General features: G+C 61.0%; 21 protein-coding genes. 17 read left to right on the forward strand and 4 right to left on the reverse strand.

From position 1 onward, the window contains the following. Nucleotides 1-8: 8 nt before the first annotated feature. The 7 genes from AB4N76_RS22185 (at nucleotide 9) to AB4N76_RS22215 (ending at nucleotide 5501) form a co-directional block, all read left to right on the forward strand. A complete protein-coding gene (locus tag AB4N76_RS22185) occupies nucleotides 9-1151 on the forward strand; it encodes a protein-glutamate methylesterase/protein-glutamine glutaminase (RefSeq protein ID WP_046032845.1) in 1143 nt (380 codons plus the stop codon). After that, nucleotides 1151-1891: a flagellar motor protein gene (locus tag AB4N76_RS22190; protein ID WP_046032846.1), complete on the forward strand. Its 741-nt coding sequence runs from the start codon at nucleotides 1151-1153 to the stop codon at nucleotides 1889-1891. The genes AB4N76_RS22185 and AB4N76_RS22190 overlap by 1 nt, the downstream gene beginning before the upstream one ends. Before the next feature lie 14 nt (nucleotides 1892-1905). Next, complete coding sequence (gene motD, locus AB4N76_RS22195; RefSeq protein WP_046032847.1) at nucleotides 1906-2796, forward strand: flagellar motor protein MotD; 891 nt, start codon at nucleotides 1906-1908, stop codon at nucleotides 2794-2796. Nucleotides 2797-2839: 43 nt separating this feature from the next. After that, nucleotides 2840-3628, forward strand: a complete 789-nt coding sequence (locus AB4N76_RS22200; protein ID WP_046032848.1) for a ParA family protein — start codon at nucleotides 2840-2842, stop codon at nucleotides 3626-3628. Between the two features lie 27 nt (nucleotides 3629-3655). Then, nucleotides 3656-4549: a CheW domain-containing protein gene (locus AB4N76_RS22205; protein ID WP_077430657.1), complete on the forward strand. Its 894-nt coding sequence runs from the start codon at nucleotides 3656-3658 to the stop codon at nucleotides 4547-4549. Between the two features lie 73 nt (nucleotides 4550-4622). After that, nucleotides 4623-5108, forward strand: coding sequence for a chemotaxis protein CheW (locus tag AB4N76_RS22210; RefSeq protein ID WP_046032850.1), 486 nt, complete (start codon nucleotides 4623-4625; stop codon nucleotides 5106-5108). After that, complete coding sequence (locus AB4N76_RS22215; RefSeq protein WP_046032851.1) at nucleotides 5109-5501, forward strand: DUF2802 domain-containing protein; 393 nt, start codon at nucleotides 5109-5111, stop codon at nucleotides 5499-5501. Between the two features lie 121 nt (nucleotides 5502-5622). Here AB4N76_RS22215 and AB4N76_RS22220 read toward each other — a convergent pair whose 3' ends face one another. Then, nucleotides 5623-5952, reverse strand: coding sequence for an EscU/YscU/HrcU family type III secretion system export apparatus switch protein (locus AB4N76_RS22220; protein WP_046032852.1), 330 nt, complete (start codon nucleotides 5950-5952; stop codon nucleotides 5623-5625). Beyond that, nucleotides 5949-7571 carry a flagellar hook-length control protein FliK gene (gene fliK / locus AB4N76_RS22225; protein ID WP_460163524.1) on the reverse strand — a complete coding sequence of 541 codons (1623 nt, stop codon included), beginning with the start codon at nucleotides 7569-7571 and terminating at the stop codon, nucleotides 5949-5951. The genes AB4N76_RS22220 and fliK overlap by 4 nt, the downstream gene beginning before the upstream one ends. Nucleotides 7572-7769: 198 nt before the next feature. Between fliK and ccmA the strand changes: the two genes are divergently transcribed. From ccmA to AB4N76_RS22275, 10 genes are all read left to right on the forward strand, one after another. Beyond that, on the forward strand, nucleotides 7770-8405 hold the full coding sequence (gene ccmA, locus AB4N76_RS22230; RefSeq protein WP_046032854.1) for a cytochrome c biogenesis heme-transporting ATPase CcmA: 636 nt from the start codon (nucleotides 7770-7772) through the stop codon (nucleotides 8403-8405). Next, a complete protein-coding gene (ccmB, locus tag AB4N76_RS22235; protein WP_046032855.1) occupies nucleotides 8402-9070 on the forward strand; it encodes a heme exporter protein CcmB in 669 nt (222 codons plus the stop codon). Before ccmA ends, ccmB begins: the two co-directional genes overlap by 4 nt. 72 nt (nucleotides 9071-9142) lie before the next feature. Further along, nucleotides 9143-9898, forward strand: coding sequence for a heme ABC transporter permease (locus AB4N76_RS22240; protein WP_046032856.1), 756 nt, complete (start codon nucleotides 9143-9145; stop codon nucleotides 9896-9898). Then, nucleotides 9895-10071: a heme exporter protein CcmD gene (gene ccmD / locus AB4N76_RS22245; RefSeq protein WP_008145547.1), complete on the forward strand. Its 177-nt coding sequence runs from the start codon at nucleotides 9895-9897 to the stop codon at nucleotides 10069-10071. Before AB4N76_RS22240 ends, ccmD begins: the two co-directional genes overlap by 4 nt. Then, nucleotides 10068-10523, forward strand: a complete 456-nt coding sequence (gene ccmE, locus AB4N76_RS22250) for a cytochrome c maturation protein CcmE (protein WP_027922384.1) — start codon at nucleotides 10068-10070, stop codon at nucleotides 10521-10523. The genes ccmD and ccmE overlap by 4 nt, the downstream gene beginning before the upstream one ends. Before the next feature lie 3 nt (nucleotides 10524-10526). Beyond that, nucleotides 10527-12530 carry a heme lyase CcmF/NrfE family subunit gene (locus AB4N76_RS22255; protein ID WP_046032857.1) on the forward strand — a complete coding sequence of 668 codons (2004 nt, stop codon included), beginning with the start codon at nucleotides 10527-10529 and terminating at the stop codon, nucleotides 12528-12530. After that, nucleotides 12527-13063: a DsbE family thiol:disulfide interchange protein gene (locus AB4N76_RS22260; RefSeq protein ID WP_046032858.1), complete on the forward strand. Its 537-nt coding sequence runs from the start codon at nucleotides 12527-12529 to the stop codon at nucleotides 13061-13063. The genes AB4N76_RS22255 and AB4N76_RS22260 overlap by 4 nt, the downstream gene beginning before the upstream one ends. After that, nucleotides 13060-13530 carry a cytochrome c-type biogenesis protein gene (locus tag AB4N76_RS22265; RefSeq protein ID WP_046032859.1) on the forward strand — a complete coding sequence of 157 codons (471 nt, stop codon included), beginning with the start codon at nucleotides 13060-13062 and terminating at the stop codon, nucleotides 13528-13530. Before AB4N76_RS22260 ends, AB4N76_RS22265 begins: the two co-directional genes overlap by 4 nt. Further along, nucleotides 13527-14729 carry a c-type cytochrome biogenesis protein CcmI gene (ccmI, locus tag AB4N76_RS22270; RefSeq protein ID WP_460163525.1) on the forward strand — a complete coding sequence of 401 codons (1203 nt, stop codon included), beginning with the start codon at nucleotides 13527-13529 and terminating at the stop codon, nucleotides 14727-14729. The genes AB4N76_RS22265 and ccmI overlap by 4 nt, the downstream gene beginning before the upstream one ends. A 14-nt stretch (nucleotides 14730-14743) precedes the next feature. Further along, the gene (locus AB4N76_RS22275; RefSeq protein WP_046032861.1) at nucleotides 14744-15148 is read left to right on the forward strand and encodes a hypothetical protein; all 405 of its coding nucleotides are present in this window, start codon (nucleotides 14744-14746) and stop codon (nucleotides 15146-15148) included. 162 nt (nucleotides 15149-15310) lie between these two features. Here the strand turns inward: AB4N76_RS22275 and AB4N76_RS22280 are convergent, their stop codons facing one another. Beyond that, nucleotides 15311-16198: a LysR family transcriptional regulator gene (locus AB4N76_RS22280; protein WP_460163526.1), complete on the reverse strand. Its 888-nt coding sequence runs from the start codon at nucleotides 16196-16198 to the stop codon at nucleotides 15311-15313. A gap of 43 nt (nucleotides 16199-16241) precedes the next feature. Then, nucleotides 16242-16961 carry an SDR family oxidoreductase gene (locus AB4N76_RS22285; RefSeq protein ID WP_046032863.1) on the reverse strand — a complete coding sequence of 240 codons (720 nt, stop codon included), beginning with the start codon at nucleotides 16959-16961 and terminating at the stop codon, nucleotides 16242-16244. Nucleotides 16962-16965 lie beyond the last annotated feature (4 nt).

A 16965-nucleotide genomic window follows, 5' to 3' on the forward strand; every position in this document is an offset into this window, starting at 1 on the left:
GAGTGTTTATGGCAGTTAAAGTCCTGGTGGTGGACGATTCGGGGTTTTTCCGCCGCCGCGTCTCGGAAATTCTTTCAGCGGATTCGAATATCCAGGTCGTCGGTACGGCGACCAACGGAAAAGAGGCGATCGATCAGGCCCTGGCCCTCAAGCCGGACGTGATCACCATGGACTACGAGATGCCCATGATGGACGGCATCACCGCCGTGCGGCACATCATGCAGCGCTGCCCGACGCCGGTGTTGATGTTCTCGTCGCTGACGCACGAAGGCGCCCGGGTCACCCTTGATGCGCTGGACGCCGGCGCCGTCGATTTCCTACCCAAGAATTTTGAAGACATCTCCCGTAACCCGGAGAAGGTCAAGCAACTGCTGTGCGAGAAGATTCTCAGCATTTCACGCAGTAACCGTCGCGCCAGCGCCTACAGCGCGCCGGCACCGGTTGCCGCGCCAGCCCCGACGCCCGCGCCTTCGAGCGTCAGCAGTTACGGCAGCAGCACACCTTCGCGCCCTGCACCGGCACCGATCCCGACACGTACGCATCATGCCCCTGCGTCCCCCGGCCCATCGTCGCCTGCACCCAAGCGCAAAGCCTACAAACTGGTTGCCATCGGCACGTCCACGGGCGGTCCGGTTGCGCTGCAACGAGTCTTGACTCAGTTGCCGGCCAACTTCCCGGCACCGATCGTGTTGGTCCAGCACATGCCGGCAGCCTTCACCAAGGCCTTCGCCGAGCGTCTGGACAAGCTCTGCCGCATCAGCGTCAAGGAAGCCGAGGATGGCGACATCCTGCGTCCGGGCCTGGCGTTGCTGGCACCGGGTGGCAAGCAAATGATGATCGACGGCCGTGGCGCGGTGAAAATCCTGCCGGGCGACGAGCGTCTCAATTACAAACCGTGCGTGGACATCACCTTCGGTTCGGCAGCCAAGTCCTACGGCGACAAAGTTCTGGCGGTCGTACTCACCGGCATGGGCGCCGACGGTCGTGAAGGTGCTCGCCTGCTCAAACAGAGCGGTAGCGCGATCTGGGCTCAGGATGAAGCCAGTTGCGTGATCTACGGCATGCCGATGGCCATCGTCAAAGCCGATCTCGCGGATGCGATCTATGGGCTGGAAGATATTGGCAAGCACTTGGTCGAGGCGTGTATCTGATGGATGTTTTAAGCCTTATCGGCATCATCATGGCGTTCGTCGCCATTATTGGCGGCAACTACCTTGAAGGTGGCCACCTTGGCGCGCTGGCCAACGGCCCGGCGGCGCTGATCGTTCTCGGTGGGACCATTGGCGCAGCCTTGTTGCAGTCGCCGATGAGCGCCTTCAAGCGCGCCATGCAAATTGTTGGCTGGATTCTGTTTCCACCTCGCGTTGATCTGGCCGGTGGCATTGATCGTGTCGTGAACTGGAGCCTGACCGCGCGCAAGGAAGGATTGCTGGGCCTGGAAGGGGTGGCCGATGCCGAACCCGACAGCTACTCGCGCAAAGGCCTTCAGTTGCTGGTCGACGGTGCGGAGCCGGAAGCGATTCGCAGCATTCTGGAAGTGGATTTCTACACCCAGGAAAGCCGCGATATCGAGGCCGCCAAAGTCTTCGAAAGCATGGGCGGCTACGCGCCGACCATCGGGATTATCGGTGCGGTGATGGGCCTGATCCATGTCATGGGCAACCTCGCTGACCCGACGCAACTGGGCAGCGGCATTGCCGTGGCCTTCGTCGCCACCATCTACGGCGTGGCCAGTGCCAACCTGGTGTTGCTGCCGATTGCGTCCAAGCTCAAATCCGTTGCATTGCGCCAATCGCGTTACCGCGAAATGTTGCTGGAAGGGATCCTGTCGATCGCCGAAGGTGAGAACCCTCGCTCTATTGAGTTGAAGCTTCAGGGCTTCATGGATTGAGGGAGTGATGGACTATGGCTCGTCGCAGGCAACCTGAAGAACATGTAAACCATGAACGTTGGCTCGTTTCCTATGCCGACTTCATTACCTTGCTCTTCGCATTCTTCGTGGTGATGTACTCGATCTCGTCGATCAACGAAGGCAAGTACAAAATCATTTCGCAAGCGCTGATCGGGGTCTTCACCGATGCCGATCGCTCTCTCAAACCGATCCCGGTGGGTGAAGAGCGACCGATGACAGTGACGCCGGCCAAGCCGTTGGTGAAAGACAGCGAGCAGGTCGATGCCGGTGTTGCCGGTTCCAACGACCCGCTCAAAAGCATTGCAGACGACATCAGCGCGGCGTTCGGCGACCTGATCAGCTCCAATCAGATGACCGTGCGTGGCAACGAGTTGTGGGTCGAGATCGAACTCAATTCCAGCCTGTTGTTCGGCAGCGGCGATGCCATGCCCAGCGACAACGCGTTCAATATCATCGACAAGGTGGCCGGGATTCTGAAGCCGTTCGACAACCCGATTCACGTCGAAGGCTTTACCGACGATCAACCGATCCGCACCGCGCAGTACCCCACTAACTGGGAACTGTCCTCGGCCCGCTCGGCGAGCATTGTGCGCATTCTGGCGATGCAGGGTGTGAACCCGAGCCGAATGGCCTCCGTGGGTTATGGCGAGTTTCAGCCCGTGGCCAACAATGCCACCGCCGAAGGCCGGGCACGCAACCGTCGTGTGGTGCTGGTGGTTTCGCGCAATCTCGATGTACGTCGCAGCCTCACCGGCACCGGAACCGCTCATGCGCAACCGGACGCCGCGTTGAAGCGTGCTGGCACACAAACTGCACCGTCAGCGGTCAAGTCGCCGGTACGAGAGAGCGCCGTCAATTCTCCGTCACCCGCATTAAAACGTTGAGCTATTTCTCGGCTGACCTCGTCGGCCGGGAGGAAACATTCAAATGAGAGTCTGGGCCGTTGCCAATCAAAAGGGTGGTGTTGGTAAAACCACTTCCTCTATCGCTTTAGCCGGTTTGCTGGCCGAGGCGGGCAAGCGCGTGGTTGTGGTCGATCTCGATCCGCACGGCTCCATGACCAGCTACTTCGGCTACGATCCCGACAGCCTGGAACACAGCAGCTACGACTTGTTTCTGCATAAGGGCAGTGTGCCGCAAGGCTTGCCCGGTCAGTTGTTGTTGCCCACCAGTCACGAGAGTATTTCGCTGCTGCCTTCGAGCACCGCACTGGCCACGCTTGAGCGTCAATCGCCGGGGCAGAGTGGCTTGGGCCTGGTGATCGCCAAGAGCCTGGCGCAGTTGTGGCAGGACTTCGATTACGCGGTGATCGACAGCCCGCCGTTGCTCGGTGTGCTGATGGTCAATGCCTTGGCGGCGAGCCAGCAATTGGTGATCCCGGTGCAGACCGAGCACTTGGCCGTCAAAGGCCTGGAACGCATGGTCAACACCCTGGACATGATCAATCGTTCACGCAAACAGGCGCTGCCGTTCACCATCATCCCGACCTTGTTTGACCGTCGTACCCAGGCGTCCCTCGGGACCCTGCGTGTGCTGCGTGACAAGTACCCGGAAGAAATCTGGCAAGGTTACATCCCGGTCGACACCCGCTTGCGGGATGCGAGCCGGGCCGGCCTCACGCCTTCGCAATTTGACGGCAAGAGCCGTGGAGTTCTCGCTTACCGTGCGCTGCTCAAGCATTTGCTGGCGCAGCAATCTGTCGCGCAGGTGGCGTGAGATGAACCTTCCTTGCGTGGTGCTTAAATGAATCGGCCGGTGAAGATCACCTCTCGCCCGCAACTGGCGCTCCAGCATTATCTGGACAGCTTGCTGCAGGACGCGACGGAGGAGCTTGAGCCGATCATCGAAGCGCCCGCCGAAGTGCTCGAACCGGATAACACCCTGGACGAATTCCAGGCCGCGGTCCTCGAAGAACAAGCGCGCGATGCACGCCCGGCGGCGGTTGCTGCGCCTGTAGTTGCCGCACCTGTGGTTGCAGCGCCCGTGATCGCCGCCGTGGCCAAGGCGCCAGCGCCGGTCATGGAGGCGCCGGCACCGATCTTCGCACCGGTATCGACCATTGCACCCCTGCTGCAAACATTGGTGCCGCCCGTCGTCGAAGTCCACTTGCCACCGAGCAACACGCCGCCACCGGTCGAAACCGATGGTCGCCCGTCGTGGGCCGCCGAGCCGTTCGAGTGTCTGTTATTCGACGTCGCCGGGTTGACCCTGGCGGTGCCACTGGTGTGCCTGGGTTCGATTTATTCGTTGGCGGGCCACGAGCTGACACCGCTGTTCGGCCAGCCAGAATGGTTCCTCGGGATTCTGCCTAGCCAGGCCGGCAACCTGAAAGTCCTGGACACCGCACGTTGGGTCATGCCCGACCGCTACCGCGACGATTTCCGGCAGGGCCTGCAATACGTTATTTCGGTTCAGGGCTACGAGTGGGGGCTGGCGGTGCATCAGGTCAGCCGCTCGTTGCGCCTGGACCCGAACGAAATCAAATGGCGCAGCCACCGTGGTCAACGGCCATGGCTGGCGGGCACTGTGATTGAACACATGTGTGCATTGCTCGACGTCTCCGCGCTGGCCGAGTTGATCGCCAGTGGCGGGGCAAAGCACATGAGCAGTATCAAGCCGGCTCACAAACCAGCATAAAAAACACGCAACGGCAGTGAATGCCGCTGCACAGAACACACACCGCCAGGGCGGTTTTTTGAGGGGTCAGGGTATGAATGATAAGGCGACGGCTGCAAAGGGTTCCGAAGATCCGATCCTGCAATGGGTAACCTTCAAGCTGGACAACGAAACCTACGGCATCAACGTGATGCGCGTCCAGGAAGTCCTGCGCTATACCGAAATCGCCCCGGTTCCGGGTGCCCCGACCTACGTGCTGGGCATCATCAACCTGCGCGGTAACGTGGTCACCGTGATCGACACCCGTCAGCGCTTCGGCCTGATGAATGCGGAGATCAGCGACAACACCCGTATCGTCATCATCGAAGCCGACAAGCAGGTTGTCGGGATCATGGTCGACAGCGTGGCCGAAGTGGTTTACCTGCGTCAGTCGGAAATCGAAACTGCGCCAAACGTCGGTAACGAAGAATCCGCCAAGTTCATTCAAGGCGTGTGCAACAAGAACAACGAACTGCTGATCCTGGTCGAGCTGGACAAGATGATGAGCGAAGAAGAATGGTCGGACCTGGAGAACATCTGATTGATTCTTGAGGTTGCGGTCATTGTCCTGTTCCTCTTCTGGGCAGGCACGCTGGCGATGTTTCTGGCGTACATTCGCGGTCAACGACTGATCGCCGCTCAACAGGCCCAGGGCGATGCGCTGCGGGATCAGCGCATCAAGGACCTGGCCAAACGCGTGGACGACTACCAGAGCGGCAACGTGCGCATGGGTGAAGACCTGCACGAACTGCGCGCGGTGGTTGGTCCCTTGCCGGACAAACTGGCACAGCTGGAACAGCGCGACCCGTCGAGCCTGTCGTTCGCCCAGGCGGCGCGATTGGTGGGAATGGGGGCGACGGTTGATGAACTGACTCAGTCTTGCGGGTTGACCCAGGCTGAGGCGGAGTTGATGCGTAAGTTGCACAAGAATTGAACTGAACTGATCAAAAGATCGCAGCCTCGTTTCACTCGACAGCTCCTACAAGGCGTACGCCATTCCAATGTAGGAGCTGTCGAGTGAAACGAGGCTGCGATTTTTTGCATTCAACAAAGATTCAATAATCATCCCCGCGATCGGTGACATCCTTCTCGATCATCGGCGCGTGCGGATCATGCCCCGCTGGAAACTTGCCCTTCAAACTCCACGCAAACGCGATGATCTCGGCCAGCGTGCGGTACAACTCCTGCGGAATACTTTCCCCCAGTTCCATCCTCGCCAGCAGCTTTACCAGCTCGGCGTTCTCATAGATCGGCACTTCATAGTCGCGGGCAATGCGCAGAATTTCTTCGGCCAGTTCTTCGTCACCCTTGGCCGTGAGGGTAGGGGCGTGGCTGCCGTCGTATTTGAGGGCGATGGCCTGGCGTGGGGCGTTGGTGGTTTTCATGCGGTTTCGTCGACCCAGCGTTGTTCCAGACGGGTTTGCGGTCCTTGTGGCGGGGTGCCGAGGTGGCAATCCAGATCGCCGACGTTCAGGCCCGATGCCAGCAAGCGTTCGCGCAGGCCGGCCAGGTTACTTTCGATCAGGCTGGCGGTGTACGGCCGTTCGGCCCAGAGCTGGCTGGACAGGCTGCCCTTGATCAGTTGCGCGTGAACCTGCAAGGGGCCCAGCGGTTCCATGTCGAAGGCCAGGTCGACACGCCACAGCGGTTGCTTGGGTTCGTGTTCGTCGCGGCGTTCGTGGGGGTGTTCTTTCTCGGGCGCTTCTTCGCGCTGGAACTTGACCTGCAGCGGGACAATGTCCTGCGCGTTTCGCATCGGGATTTCCAGTTGCCAGGTGCTGAGCAGCCGACCATCGTCGGTCACGCCGGTTTGCTCCAGGCTCGACAGTTGATGGCTTTGCAGGCGCGAAACGGCTGCCGCCGCCAAACGCAGCAAATGCTCCAGATCACCTTCACCGTCATGGCTTTGCAGCAGGCGTTCGGGCAGCGGGAAACTGGTCGGCAGCGGCTTGGCGCTGACTTGCCCGAGCATCCCCAGGGCGCTGCGCACGAAGCTCGGCATCGTCTGCACCAATGTATTGGCGGCGATGATCGCGTTGAGGTTGGTATTGGCCGGTAGTCCCGGTGTCAGTTGCGCGATCAGCTTGAGCAAATCGCCTTTCATGTCCGGCGCCAATGTCGGATTTTGCCCGGTGAGCAATTTCGCTTCCAGGAACAGTCCGCTGTTTGCCAGCGCTTGAGCCAGGCCCTTTGGCGTGCTCAGTTGCTGAACGTCCGGCAGGCCGGCGAGGAGTTTTTCCACGGCCAGGCGCAGGTCGCTGGAGGTTGGGTCCAACGCAAGTGGCGATGGCTGCAATGGCGGCTGCAGTGACGATTGTGGCGTCGGCGTCAGGTTTTGCAAGGCTTTGATCAAGCCATCCAGCGAACCTTGGCGGCTTTGCTGGCTGACCAGTTGCTGCGTCACCGCCAACTGTTCCTGACGGCTGCTCAGCGGGACGAATTTAAGCGTCTGGGTGTCTTGCACCATGGCGCTCAACAACGTGCCAATGCGCAGGGGCGTGGGGCTGTCGATGCTCAGCGTGCTGCCGCTCAGCACCGTGTTCAGCAAATTCACCATGGAGCGGAACACCGTGGGTTGCCCCGGTACTTGTGGCAGGACTTGTGAGGTCAGCACTTTGCCCTGCAACAGCGTGCCAGCGGGCAGTTGTGCCGTGTCGATGCGGGTGAGGGTGGCGACACTCGCCGCGACGGCCTGTTGCACGGTGATCGCCAGGTTGCTGGCCGACGGTTGGGTGATCGCCAGGCTGGTGCCTTGGGGCAGAGGCTGGCTGCTGGTGGCCTGGACCGTGGTCTGGCGACCGCTGTCGAGGGTGACTTTGAGCAACAATTGAAAGGTCTGATCCGTCTGCTTGAGCGACAGCACTTCAGCCTTGGCGGTTTGCCCGACGGAGATCAGGCCCTCCATCGGCGTCAGTAACTTGAGCAGGTCGCCACTCACCACCAGCGGCCGCGAAGTCGCGGGCGGGGTCTGCGGTAGCGGGAGGATGTTCATTTCGCCTGTCATACGCGGTCACAACCTGAGGAAATTGCCCTCTTGAGAGTAGGGCATGGCATGTATAATGCCGCCCCGTTATCACTGGGGCGCTAAAAACATTGCAAATGTTTGACCCAGCTCTCTATGACGGGCCGCCAATGCATCTATTCTGCATCTCTTTAGCGGCCGTACTACTGCCGACTTGAACCGCAAAAGGCCCGTGATCTCTTGACCAGTCCTGTCCTGCAAACCGTTGCCCTCGCTTGTGAGCGAGACCTTCGGCTGCTCTTCGAAAATCTCGATTTGAGACTGGCCAGTGGCGAAATGTTGCAAATCAGCGGCCCCAACGGCAGTGGCAAGACCAGCCTGTTGCGCCTGCTGTGCGGTCTGATGCAACCGACCGCCGGTCAAGTGCTGCTCAATGGCCAGCCGCTCAATGAGCAACGCTTTGAGCTGGCGCGCAACCTGTTGTGGATCGGACATGCCGCCGGTATCAAGGAGTTGCTGACCCCTGAGGAAAACCTCAGCTGGCTCTGCGCCCTGCATCATCCGGCGTCCCATGACGCCATCTGGCAAGCTTTGGCGGCGGTGGGGTTACGCGGTTTCGAGGACGTTCCCTGTCACACGCTGTCTGCCGGCCAACATCGCCGTGTAGCGCTGGCGCGGTTGTACCTGGACAGCCCGCCGCTGTGGATTCTCGATGAACCGTTCACCGCACTCGACAAACAAGGCGTGGCGCAGCTCGAAGAGCACCTGGCCGCACACTGCGAGCGCGGCGGCATGGTCGTTCTGACCACTCACCACACGCTGACACGGATGCCGGCCGGTTATCGCGACATTGATCTGGGGAATTGGGCCGTATGAGTGTTTTCGGCCTGTTGGTCGCCCGTGAGGCCCGTTTGTTGTTCCGCCGTCCTGCGGAGCTGGCGAACCCGCTGGTATTCTTCGCCATCGTGGTTGCGCTGTTCCCGCTAGCGGTCGGCCCCGAGGCTCAATTGTTGCAAACCTTGTCTCCGGGGTTGGTCTGGGTCGCGGCCCTTTTATCGGTTTTGCTCTCGCTGGACGGGCTTTTCCGCAGTGATTTCGAGGACGGTTCCCTCGAACAGTGGGTCCTTTCGTCGCACCCTCTGCCTCTTCTGGTTTTGGCCAAGGTACTGGCACACTGGGCCTTCTCGGGCCTGGCACTGGTTTTGCTCGCTCCACTGCTGGCGTTGATGCTCGGTTTGCCTGCCGCTTGTCTGCCGGTGTTGCTGCTTTCGTTATTGCTGGGTACACCGGTACTGAGCCTGCTCGGTGCGGTGGGCGCAGCCCTGACGGTAGGATTGAAGCGTGGCGGCCTGTTGTTGGCGCTGCTGATTCTGCCGCTGTACATCCCGGTGTTGATTCTCGGCAGTGGCGCCTTGCAGGCAGCCTTGATGGGCATGCCGGCGACCGGTTATCTCTTGTGGCTTGGTAGCCTGACCGCCCTGGCGATAACCCTGACACCGTTTGCAATAGCTGCTGGCCTGAAGATCAGCGTCGGCGAATAATGAGGTCTGGTTAAAATTTGACCAGTAAAGACCCAGCTCTTCACAGCGAAGGGCAACCGTGATGGAAACAGTATGAACTGGACGTGGTTTCACAAGCTCGGCTCGCCCAAATGGTTTTATGGCATCAGCGGCAAACTGTTGCCCTGGCTGAGCGTCGCGGCGTTGCTGTTGATCGGCGTTGGCGTAGTCTGGGGCCTGGCCTTCGCGCCGCCCGACTACCAGCAAGGCAACAGCTTTCGCATCATCTATATCCACGTTCCTGCCGCGATGCTGGCGCAATCCTGCTATGTGATGCTGGCCGTGTGCGGCATTGTCGGGTTGGTCTGGAAGATGAAACTGGCCGATGTCGCCCTGCAATGCGCGGCGCCCATCGGTGCCTGGATGACTGCCGTGGCGCTGGTCACCGGCGCGATCTGGGGCAAGCCGACCTGGGGTTCGTGGTGGGTCTGGGATGCGCGACTTACGTCTATGTTGATTCTGCTGTTTCTGTACTTCGGTCTGATTGCGCTGGGCAACGCCATCAGCAATCGTGACAGCGCCGCCAAGGCGTGTGCGGTGTTGGCGATTGTTGGCGTGATCAACATCCCGATCATCAAATACTCGGTGGAGTGGTGGAACACCCTGCACCAGGGCGCGACCTTCACCCTCACCGAAAAACCGGCCATGCCGGCCGAAATGTGGCTGCCTCTGCTGCTGACGGTGCTGGGCTTCTACTGTTTCTTTGGCGCGGTCCTGTTGCTGCGCATGCGCCTTGAAGTACTCAAGCGCGAAGCGCGGGCCAGTTGGGTCAAGGCCGAAGTACAGAACAGTCTGGAGGTCGCTCGATGAGTTTTGCTTCATTTGGCGACTTCCTCGCCATGGGCCATCACGCCCTGTATGTCTGGTCAGCCTATGGCATCTGCCTGGCGGTGCTGGCCCTCAACGTGGCGGCGCCGATCCTGGCCCGCAAGCGGTATCTGCAACAAGAGGCGCGTCGTCTGCGCCGGGAGAACGGCAAGTGAATCCGCTGCGCAAAAAGCGTCTTATCATCATTCTCGCGATCCTGGTGGGTGTCGGCGCTGCCGTCGGCCTGGCCCTGAGCGCCCTGCAGCAGAACATCAATCTGTTTTACACCCCGACCCAGATCGCCAATGGCGAAGCGCCGCAAGACACGCGCATCCGTGCCGGTGGCATGGTCGAGAAAGGTTCGCTGCAACGTTCCGGTGATTCGCTGGACGTGAAATTTGTCGTCACTGACTTCAACAAATCCGTGACCATCACCTATCGCGGCATTCTTCCAGACCTGTTCCGTGAAGGGCAGGGTATCGTGGCCTTGGGCAAAATCAACGCCGACGGCGTGGTGGTGGCCGACGAAGTGCTGGCCAAGCACGATGAGAAGTACATGCCGCCGGAAGTGACCAAGGCCCTGAAAGACAGCGGCCAGTCGGCGCCCACACAAGCCAAAGAGGGTTAATTGATGACATCCGCTCTCTATAATTCAGGGCTGTTTATCCCCGAACTGGGCCACCTGGCCATGATCCTGGCGCTGTGTTTCGCGCTGGTTCAGGCCGTGGTGCCGTTGCTCGGTGCCTGGCGCGGTGACCGCTTGTGGATGAGCCTGGCGCAGCCGGCCGCCTGGGGTCAGTTCACCTTCCTGGTGTTCGCCTTCGGGTGCCTGACCTACGCGTTCATGACTGACGACTTCTCGGTCGGCTACGTCGCCAGCAACTCCAACAGTGCCTTGCCGTGGTACTACAAATTCAGCGCGGTATGGGGCGCCCACGAAGGGTCATTGCTGTTGTGGGCATTGATCCTCGGCGGCTGGACCTTCGCGGTGTCGGTGTTCTCCCGCCAATTGCCGCAAGTCATGCTGGCCCGGGTACTGGCCGTGATGGGCATGATCAGCACCGGTTTCCTGTTGTTCCTGATCCTCACGTCCAACCCGTTCAAGCGCATCCTGCCGCAGATGCCCAGCGATGGCGCCGACCTCAATCCGTTACTGCAAGACATCGGCCTGATCGTTCACCCGCCGATGCTGTACATGGGTTACGTCGGTTTCTCAGTGGCCTTTGCCTTCGCCATCGCGGCGCTGATGGGCGGTCGCCTGGATGCCGCGTGGGCTCGCTGGTCGCGTCCGTGGACCATCGTCGCCTGGGCATTCCTCGGCATCGGCATCACCCTCGGGTCGTGGTGGGCGTATTACGAACTTGGCTGGGGCGGCTGGTGGTTCTGGGACCCGGTGGAAAACGCCTCGTTCATGCCTTGGCTGGTGGGCACCGCGCTGATTCACTCGTTGGCGGTCACGGAAAAACGTGGCGTGTTCAAGAGCTGGACCGTGCTGCTGGCCATCGCCGCGTTCTCGTTGAGCTTGCTGGGTACGTTCCTCGTGCGTTCCGGCGTGCTGACGTCGGTTCACGCGTTTGCGTCTGACCCTGAGCGCGGCGTGTTCATCCTGATCTTCCTGTTGTTTGTGGTCGGTGGTTCGCTGACGCTGTTCGCCCTGCGCGCGCCTGTGGTCAAGAGTCAGGTGGGCTTCAACCTCTGGTCCCGGGAAACCCTGCTGCTGGGCAACAACCTGGTGCTGGTGGTGGCGGCTTCGATGATCCTGCTCGGCACCTTGTACCCACTGATCCTCGACGCAATGACCGGCGCCAAGCTGTCGGTCGGCCCGCCGTACTTCAACGCGTTGTTCATTCCATTGATGGCGTTGCTGATGATGGTGATGGCCGTCGGTGTGATCGTGCGCTGGAAAGACACGCCGGTGAAATGGCTGGCCAGCATGCTCACGCCGGTATTGCTCGGCAGTGCCGCACTGGCCGTAGTGGCCGGCGTTGCTTACGGCGATTTCAACTGGGCGGTGATCGCGACGTTCATGCTCGCGGCCTGGGTATTGCTGGCCGGCGTGCGCGACATCTTCGACAAGACCCGCCACAAAGGCCTGATCAAAGGCTTGCCGACCCTGACCCGCAGCTATTGGGGCATGCAGGTCGCGCATTTGGGCATTGCCGTGTGCGCACTGGGCGTCGTGTTGTCGAGCCAGAACAGCGCCGAGCGTGACCTGCGCCTGGCGCCGGGCGAGTCCATGGACCTGGCCGGTTATCACTTCGTGTTCGAAGGCGCCAAGCACTTCGAAGGCCCGAACTTTACCTCCGACAAGGGCACCGTTCGGGTGATCCGTGACGGCAAGGAAGTCAGCGTGCTGCACCCGGAAAAACGCTTGTACACCGTGCAGAACTCGGTGATGACCGAAGCCGGGATCGACGCCGGTTTCACCCGTGACCTCTACGTCGCCCTCGGCGAACCGCTGGGCGATGGCGCCTGGGCCGTGCGCGTTCACGTCAAACCGTTCGTGCGCTGGATCTGGTTCGGCGGACTGCTGACCGGTTTCGGTGGGTTGCTGGCGGCGCTGGATCGTCGTTATCGGGTCAAGGTGAAAAGCCGGGTGCGTGAAGCACTGGGCATGTCGGGAGCCACTGCATGAAGCGTTGGTTGATGTTGTTGCCACTGGCGATTTTTCTAGTGGTCGCTGTATTCCTTTACCGTGGGTTGTACCTGGACCCGGCCGAGCTGCCTTCGGCGATGATCAACAAGCCGTTCCCGGAGTTTTCCCTGCCTTCGGTGCAGGGCGACAAGACCCTGACCCGCGCTGACATCGTCGGTAAACCGGCGCTGGTCAATGTCTGGGGCACCTGGTGCATTTCCTGCCGGGTCGAGCACCCGGTGCTGAATAAGCTGGCCCAGCAGGGCGTGGTGATTTATGGCATCAACTACAAGGACGTCAATGCCGACGCCTTGAAGTGGCTGGTGGAGTTTCACAACCCCTACCAACTGGATGTTCGTGACGATGCCGGCACCCTGGGTCTGAACCTCGGTGTCTACGGCGCGCCGGAAACCTTCTTCATCGACGCCAAGGGCATCATCCGCGACAAGTTCGTCGGCGTGATCGACGAGCAAGTCTGGCGTGAAAAACTGGCCGCCAAGTATCAGGCGCTGGTCGATGAGGCCAAGCCATGAAGCGCTGGATAGCCGCCGTGGTGTTGGGCTTGAGCTTGGCCGGCGTGGCACACGCGGCCATCGACACCTACGAGTTCGCCAAAGAAGGTGATCGCGAGCGTTTTCGCGAGCTGACCAAAGAGCTGCGTTGCCCCAAGTGCCAGAATCAGGACATTGCCGATTCCAACGCACCGATTGCCGCCGACCTGCGCAAAGAGATTTTTCGCATGCTGGGCGAGGGTAAGGACAACCAGCAGATCATCGACTTCATGGTTGATCGGTACGGCGATTTCGTCCGCTACAAACCTGCACTGAACGCCAAGACTGCACTGCTCTGGTTCGGCCCGGCCGGTCTGCTTTTGGGCGGTTTTGTGGTCATCGCCGTGATCGTCCGCCGTCGTCGCGTGCAACGCGCCGAAACCAAGACTGAGCTTTCCACCGATGAGCGTGAGCGCCTCGACCACCTGTTGGATAAAAACCAAGAATGATTGATTTCTGGCTCGCTGCAGGTCTGCTGCTTCTGGTTGCCCTGAGTTTTCTGTTGATCCCGGTTCTGCGCGGTCGCCGCGCTCAGCGTGAAGAGGATCGTACTGCCCTGAACGTCGCGCTGTATCAAGAGCGCGTGGCTGAGCTGCAGGTTCAGCAGGAAGAGGGCGTTCTCGACGCGGCGCAAATGGACGCCGGCCGCGCCGAAGCGGCCCGTGAGCTGCTCGCCGACACCGAAGGCGTTGGGGCGCCGCGAGTGACCCGCCTGGGCAAGCCGTTGCCTTTGCTGGCGGCGGTTCTGGTTCCGGTGTTGGGCCTTGGTTTGTACCTGCATTTCGGTGCCAGCGACAAAGTCGAGCTGACCCGCGAGTTCGCTCAGGCGCCGCAGTCGATGGAAGAGATGACCCGTCGGCTGGAACGCGCCGTCGCCGCTCAACCGGAGTCGGCTGAAGGCCTGTATTTCCTCGGCCGCACGTACATGGCTCAGGATCGTCCGGGCGACGCGGCGAAGATTTTCGAACGCACCGTGAACCTGGCCGGTCGCCAACCGGAACTGCTCGGCCAATGGGCTCAGGCGCTGTATTTTGCCGAAGGTAAAAAGTGGTCGGACAAGATTCAGGCCCTGACCGATGAAGCGCTGAAAGCCGATCCGAAAGAAGTCACCAGCCTGGGCCTGCTCGGTATCGCCGCGTTTGAAAGCCAGCGTTACCAGGACGCCATCAACTACTGGAATCGTCTGTTGGCGCAACTGCCACCCGATGACAACTCCCGCGCTGCGCTGCAAGGCGGGATTGCCCGGGCCACCGAGAAGCTCGAAGCCAGCGGCGGCAAGGTGGTTCAGGCACCTGTGGCCAAAGCTGCAGCGTTGTTGAAAGTCACCGTTGACCTGGCCCCGGCGCTCAAAGCCAAGGTCCAGCCGGGCGACAGCGTGTTCATTTTCGCCCGCGCCACCTCCGGTCCACCTGCACCGTTGGCCGCCAAGCGCCTGACCGTGGCCGACTTGCCGGTGACCGTCGAATTGGGCGATGCCGACGCCATGATGCCGCAGTTGAAACTGTCGAACTTTCCTGAAGTCCAACTGGTTGCGCGCGTCTCCCGTGCCGGCCAACCGACTGCCGGTGAATGGGTCGGTCGCAGCCAGCCTCTGGCCAGCAACACGACGGCGCCGCAGACACTGACCATCGACAGCCCGGACAAATAACAGGAAAACGCCCCATGACCGCCATCGCTCGTATCACCCTGCTCAGTCTGGTCTTGGGGTTAAGTGCTTGTGCGGTCCAGCCGCCGGAGCGAACATCGCCGCCACCGATTCCGCCGTCACAGCCAAGGCCTACTCCGTCGCCAACACCCACGCCAGGTAAACCGGGCATTCCGGCCAAGCCTGCCAAACCGATGCCGCGCACTTCCGCCAGCTTCGCGCCGCCGCCGGGTGGCAACAGCCATTGGGATGCCAAACTCGGCGTCTACGTGCTGGATGACCAGACCAACACCTTCTACCGCCAGCGCACCTACTACCGCTGGAACAATGGCTGGAGCCGCTCGATCAGCCCCAACGGGCCATGGGAAGACACGGATATTCACGGCGTGCCGGGTGGGTTGGGACGGCAATTCGGGCAGTAAGCAAAGGCGACCTTCGGGTCGCCTTTTTTGTGCCTGTTGAAATTCCCGATTCACCCCAAACCTGTAGCAACTGGCGAAGCCTGCGTTCGGCCGGTCCGCGCTCGGGCGAAGCAGTCGTGAAATCAGTCCACGCGTACTGTCAGGAAACGAAACCGGCGAACCTCAGTTCTCTTTTGTCAGCAACCCCTGCACATACTCCACAAACGCCCGCGCCTTGGCGCTGGCCATTCTTCCGGTCGGAAACACTGCCCACAGGTCCAGGTTGGGCAGCGTCCAGTCGGTCATCACTTCCCTGACCGCCCCGTTGGCCAACTCCGGGGCAAACATCCATTTCGACGCCATGGTCAGCCCTTGATGAGCCAGCACTGCTTCTCGCAATCCCTCGGCGGCGTTGACGCGGATTCGGCCGCTGATGATCACGGCCTGTTCTTCAGAGGCGTTTCGAAATTGCCAATTGGCGCCGCCGCCCAAGGAGTAGACGACCGCCTGATGCTTGCACAGGTCAGCGGGGCAGGTGGGTTCGCCGTATTTTTCGAAGTAGGCCGGTGTGCCCAGTACCACGCGTCGACACTCGGCGATTTTGCGGGCCGTCAGCCCCGAGTCGCTCAGGGCGCCCATGCGCAGGGCAATGTCGACGCCTTCCTCGACCAGATTGACGTTACGGTCGTCGAGCATCAGGTCGATGTTCAAGTCCGGGTTCTGTTCGAGAAACGGCCCGAGGTGCGGCACGATGTGCAGCCGGCCGAAGGTCACGGCGGCGCAAATGCGCAGGTTGCCAGTGAGTCCGCTGGCGGCACCGCGGGCGGCGTTGTCGGCCTCGTCGGCTTCTTCGAGGGCGCGTTTGGAACGCTCGAAAAAGGCCAGGCCGGCCTCGGTCGGTGTCAGGCCTCGGGTTGAGCGCAACAGCAGTCGCACGGCAAGACGTGTTTCCAGCTGCGCAATGGCTTTCGACACGGCGGGCTGGCCGATATTCAGACGCAGGGCGGCGGCGGAAAACGAGCCGGTTTCCACCACGTAGACGAAGGTTTCCATTGCGCCGAGGCGGTCCATCGAAGGTCCTTATGAAGTTCTGAAATTCACCGAAAATTGTCGGTCAGAAAGCGGCTTTTCCTATTGAGGCGCCGCCGTCGACAAACAACGTTTGCCCGGTAATAAACCCACTCTGCTCGGACAACAAAAACGCAATCGCCGCCGCGATTTCTTGTGGTTGCCCCAATCGACCCATCGGCACTCCCGCCAGATACCGTGCTTCACCTTCACTGCCCGGCGGGTTATTGGTGCGAAACAGTTCGGTCTCGGTCGGCCCTGGCGCCACGGCGTTCACCGTCACGCCGGTTTTTGCCAGTTCCAGCGCCCAGGAGCGCGTGAAGCTGATCAGCGCTGCTTTGGCCGCCGCGTAGGCCGTGCGTTGGGTAATCCCGAGGACGGTCAGGCTGGAGATGTTCACCACCCGACCCCACCCCTTGTCGCGCATGTGGGGCAGCAGCGCCTGAGTGGCCTGCAACGCCGAATGGAGGTTGACCCGCATCACGTCGTCGAAGGTGTCCAGGTCAATCTCGCCCAGTACTTGTGGGCGCACCAGGCCGACGTTGTTCACCAGCCCGTCAAATTCGTAAGTCCGGGCCAGATCGGCCAGCACTTCCTGGGTCAGGACGCGGTCGCTCAGGTCCAGCGGAAACAGGATGCCGGGGAACGTCAGGTCGGGCGTGCGGGCGATGCCCACCACCCGGTGGCCCGCACGATCCAGGTGCTCGGCCACAGCGCGGCCAATGCCTTTGCTGGCGCCGGTGATGAGGAAGGTACGACGGGTCATTTCA

This window comes from Pseudomonas sp. S2_F03, from assembly GCF_054668335.1.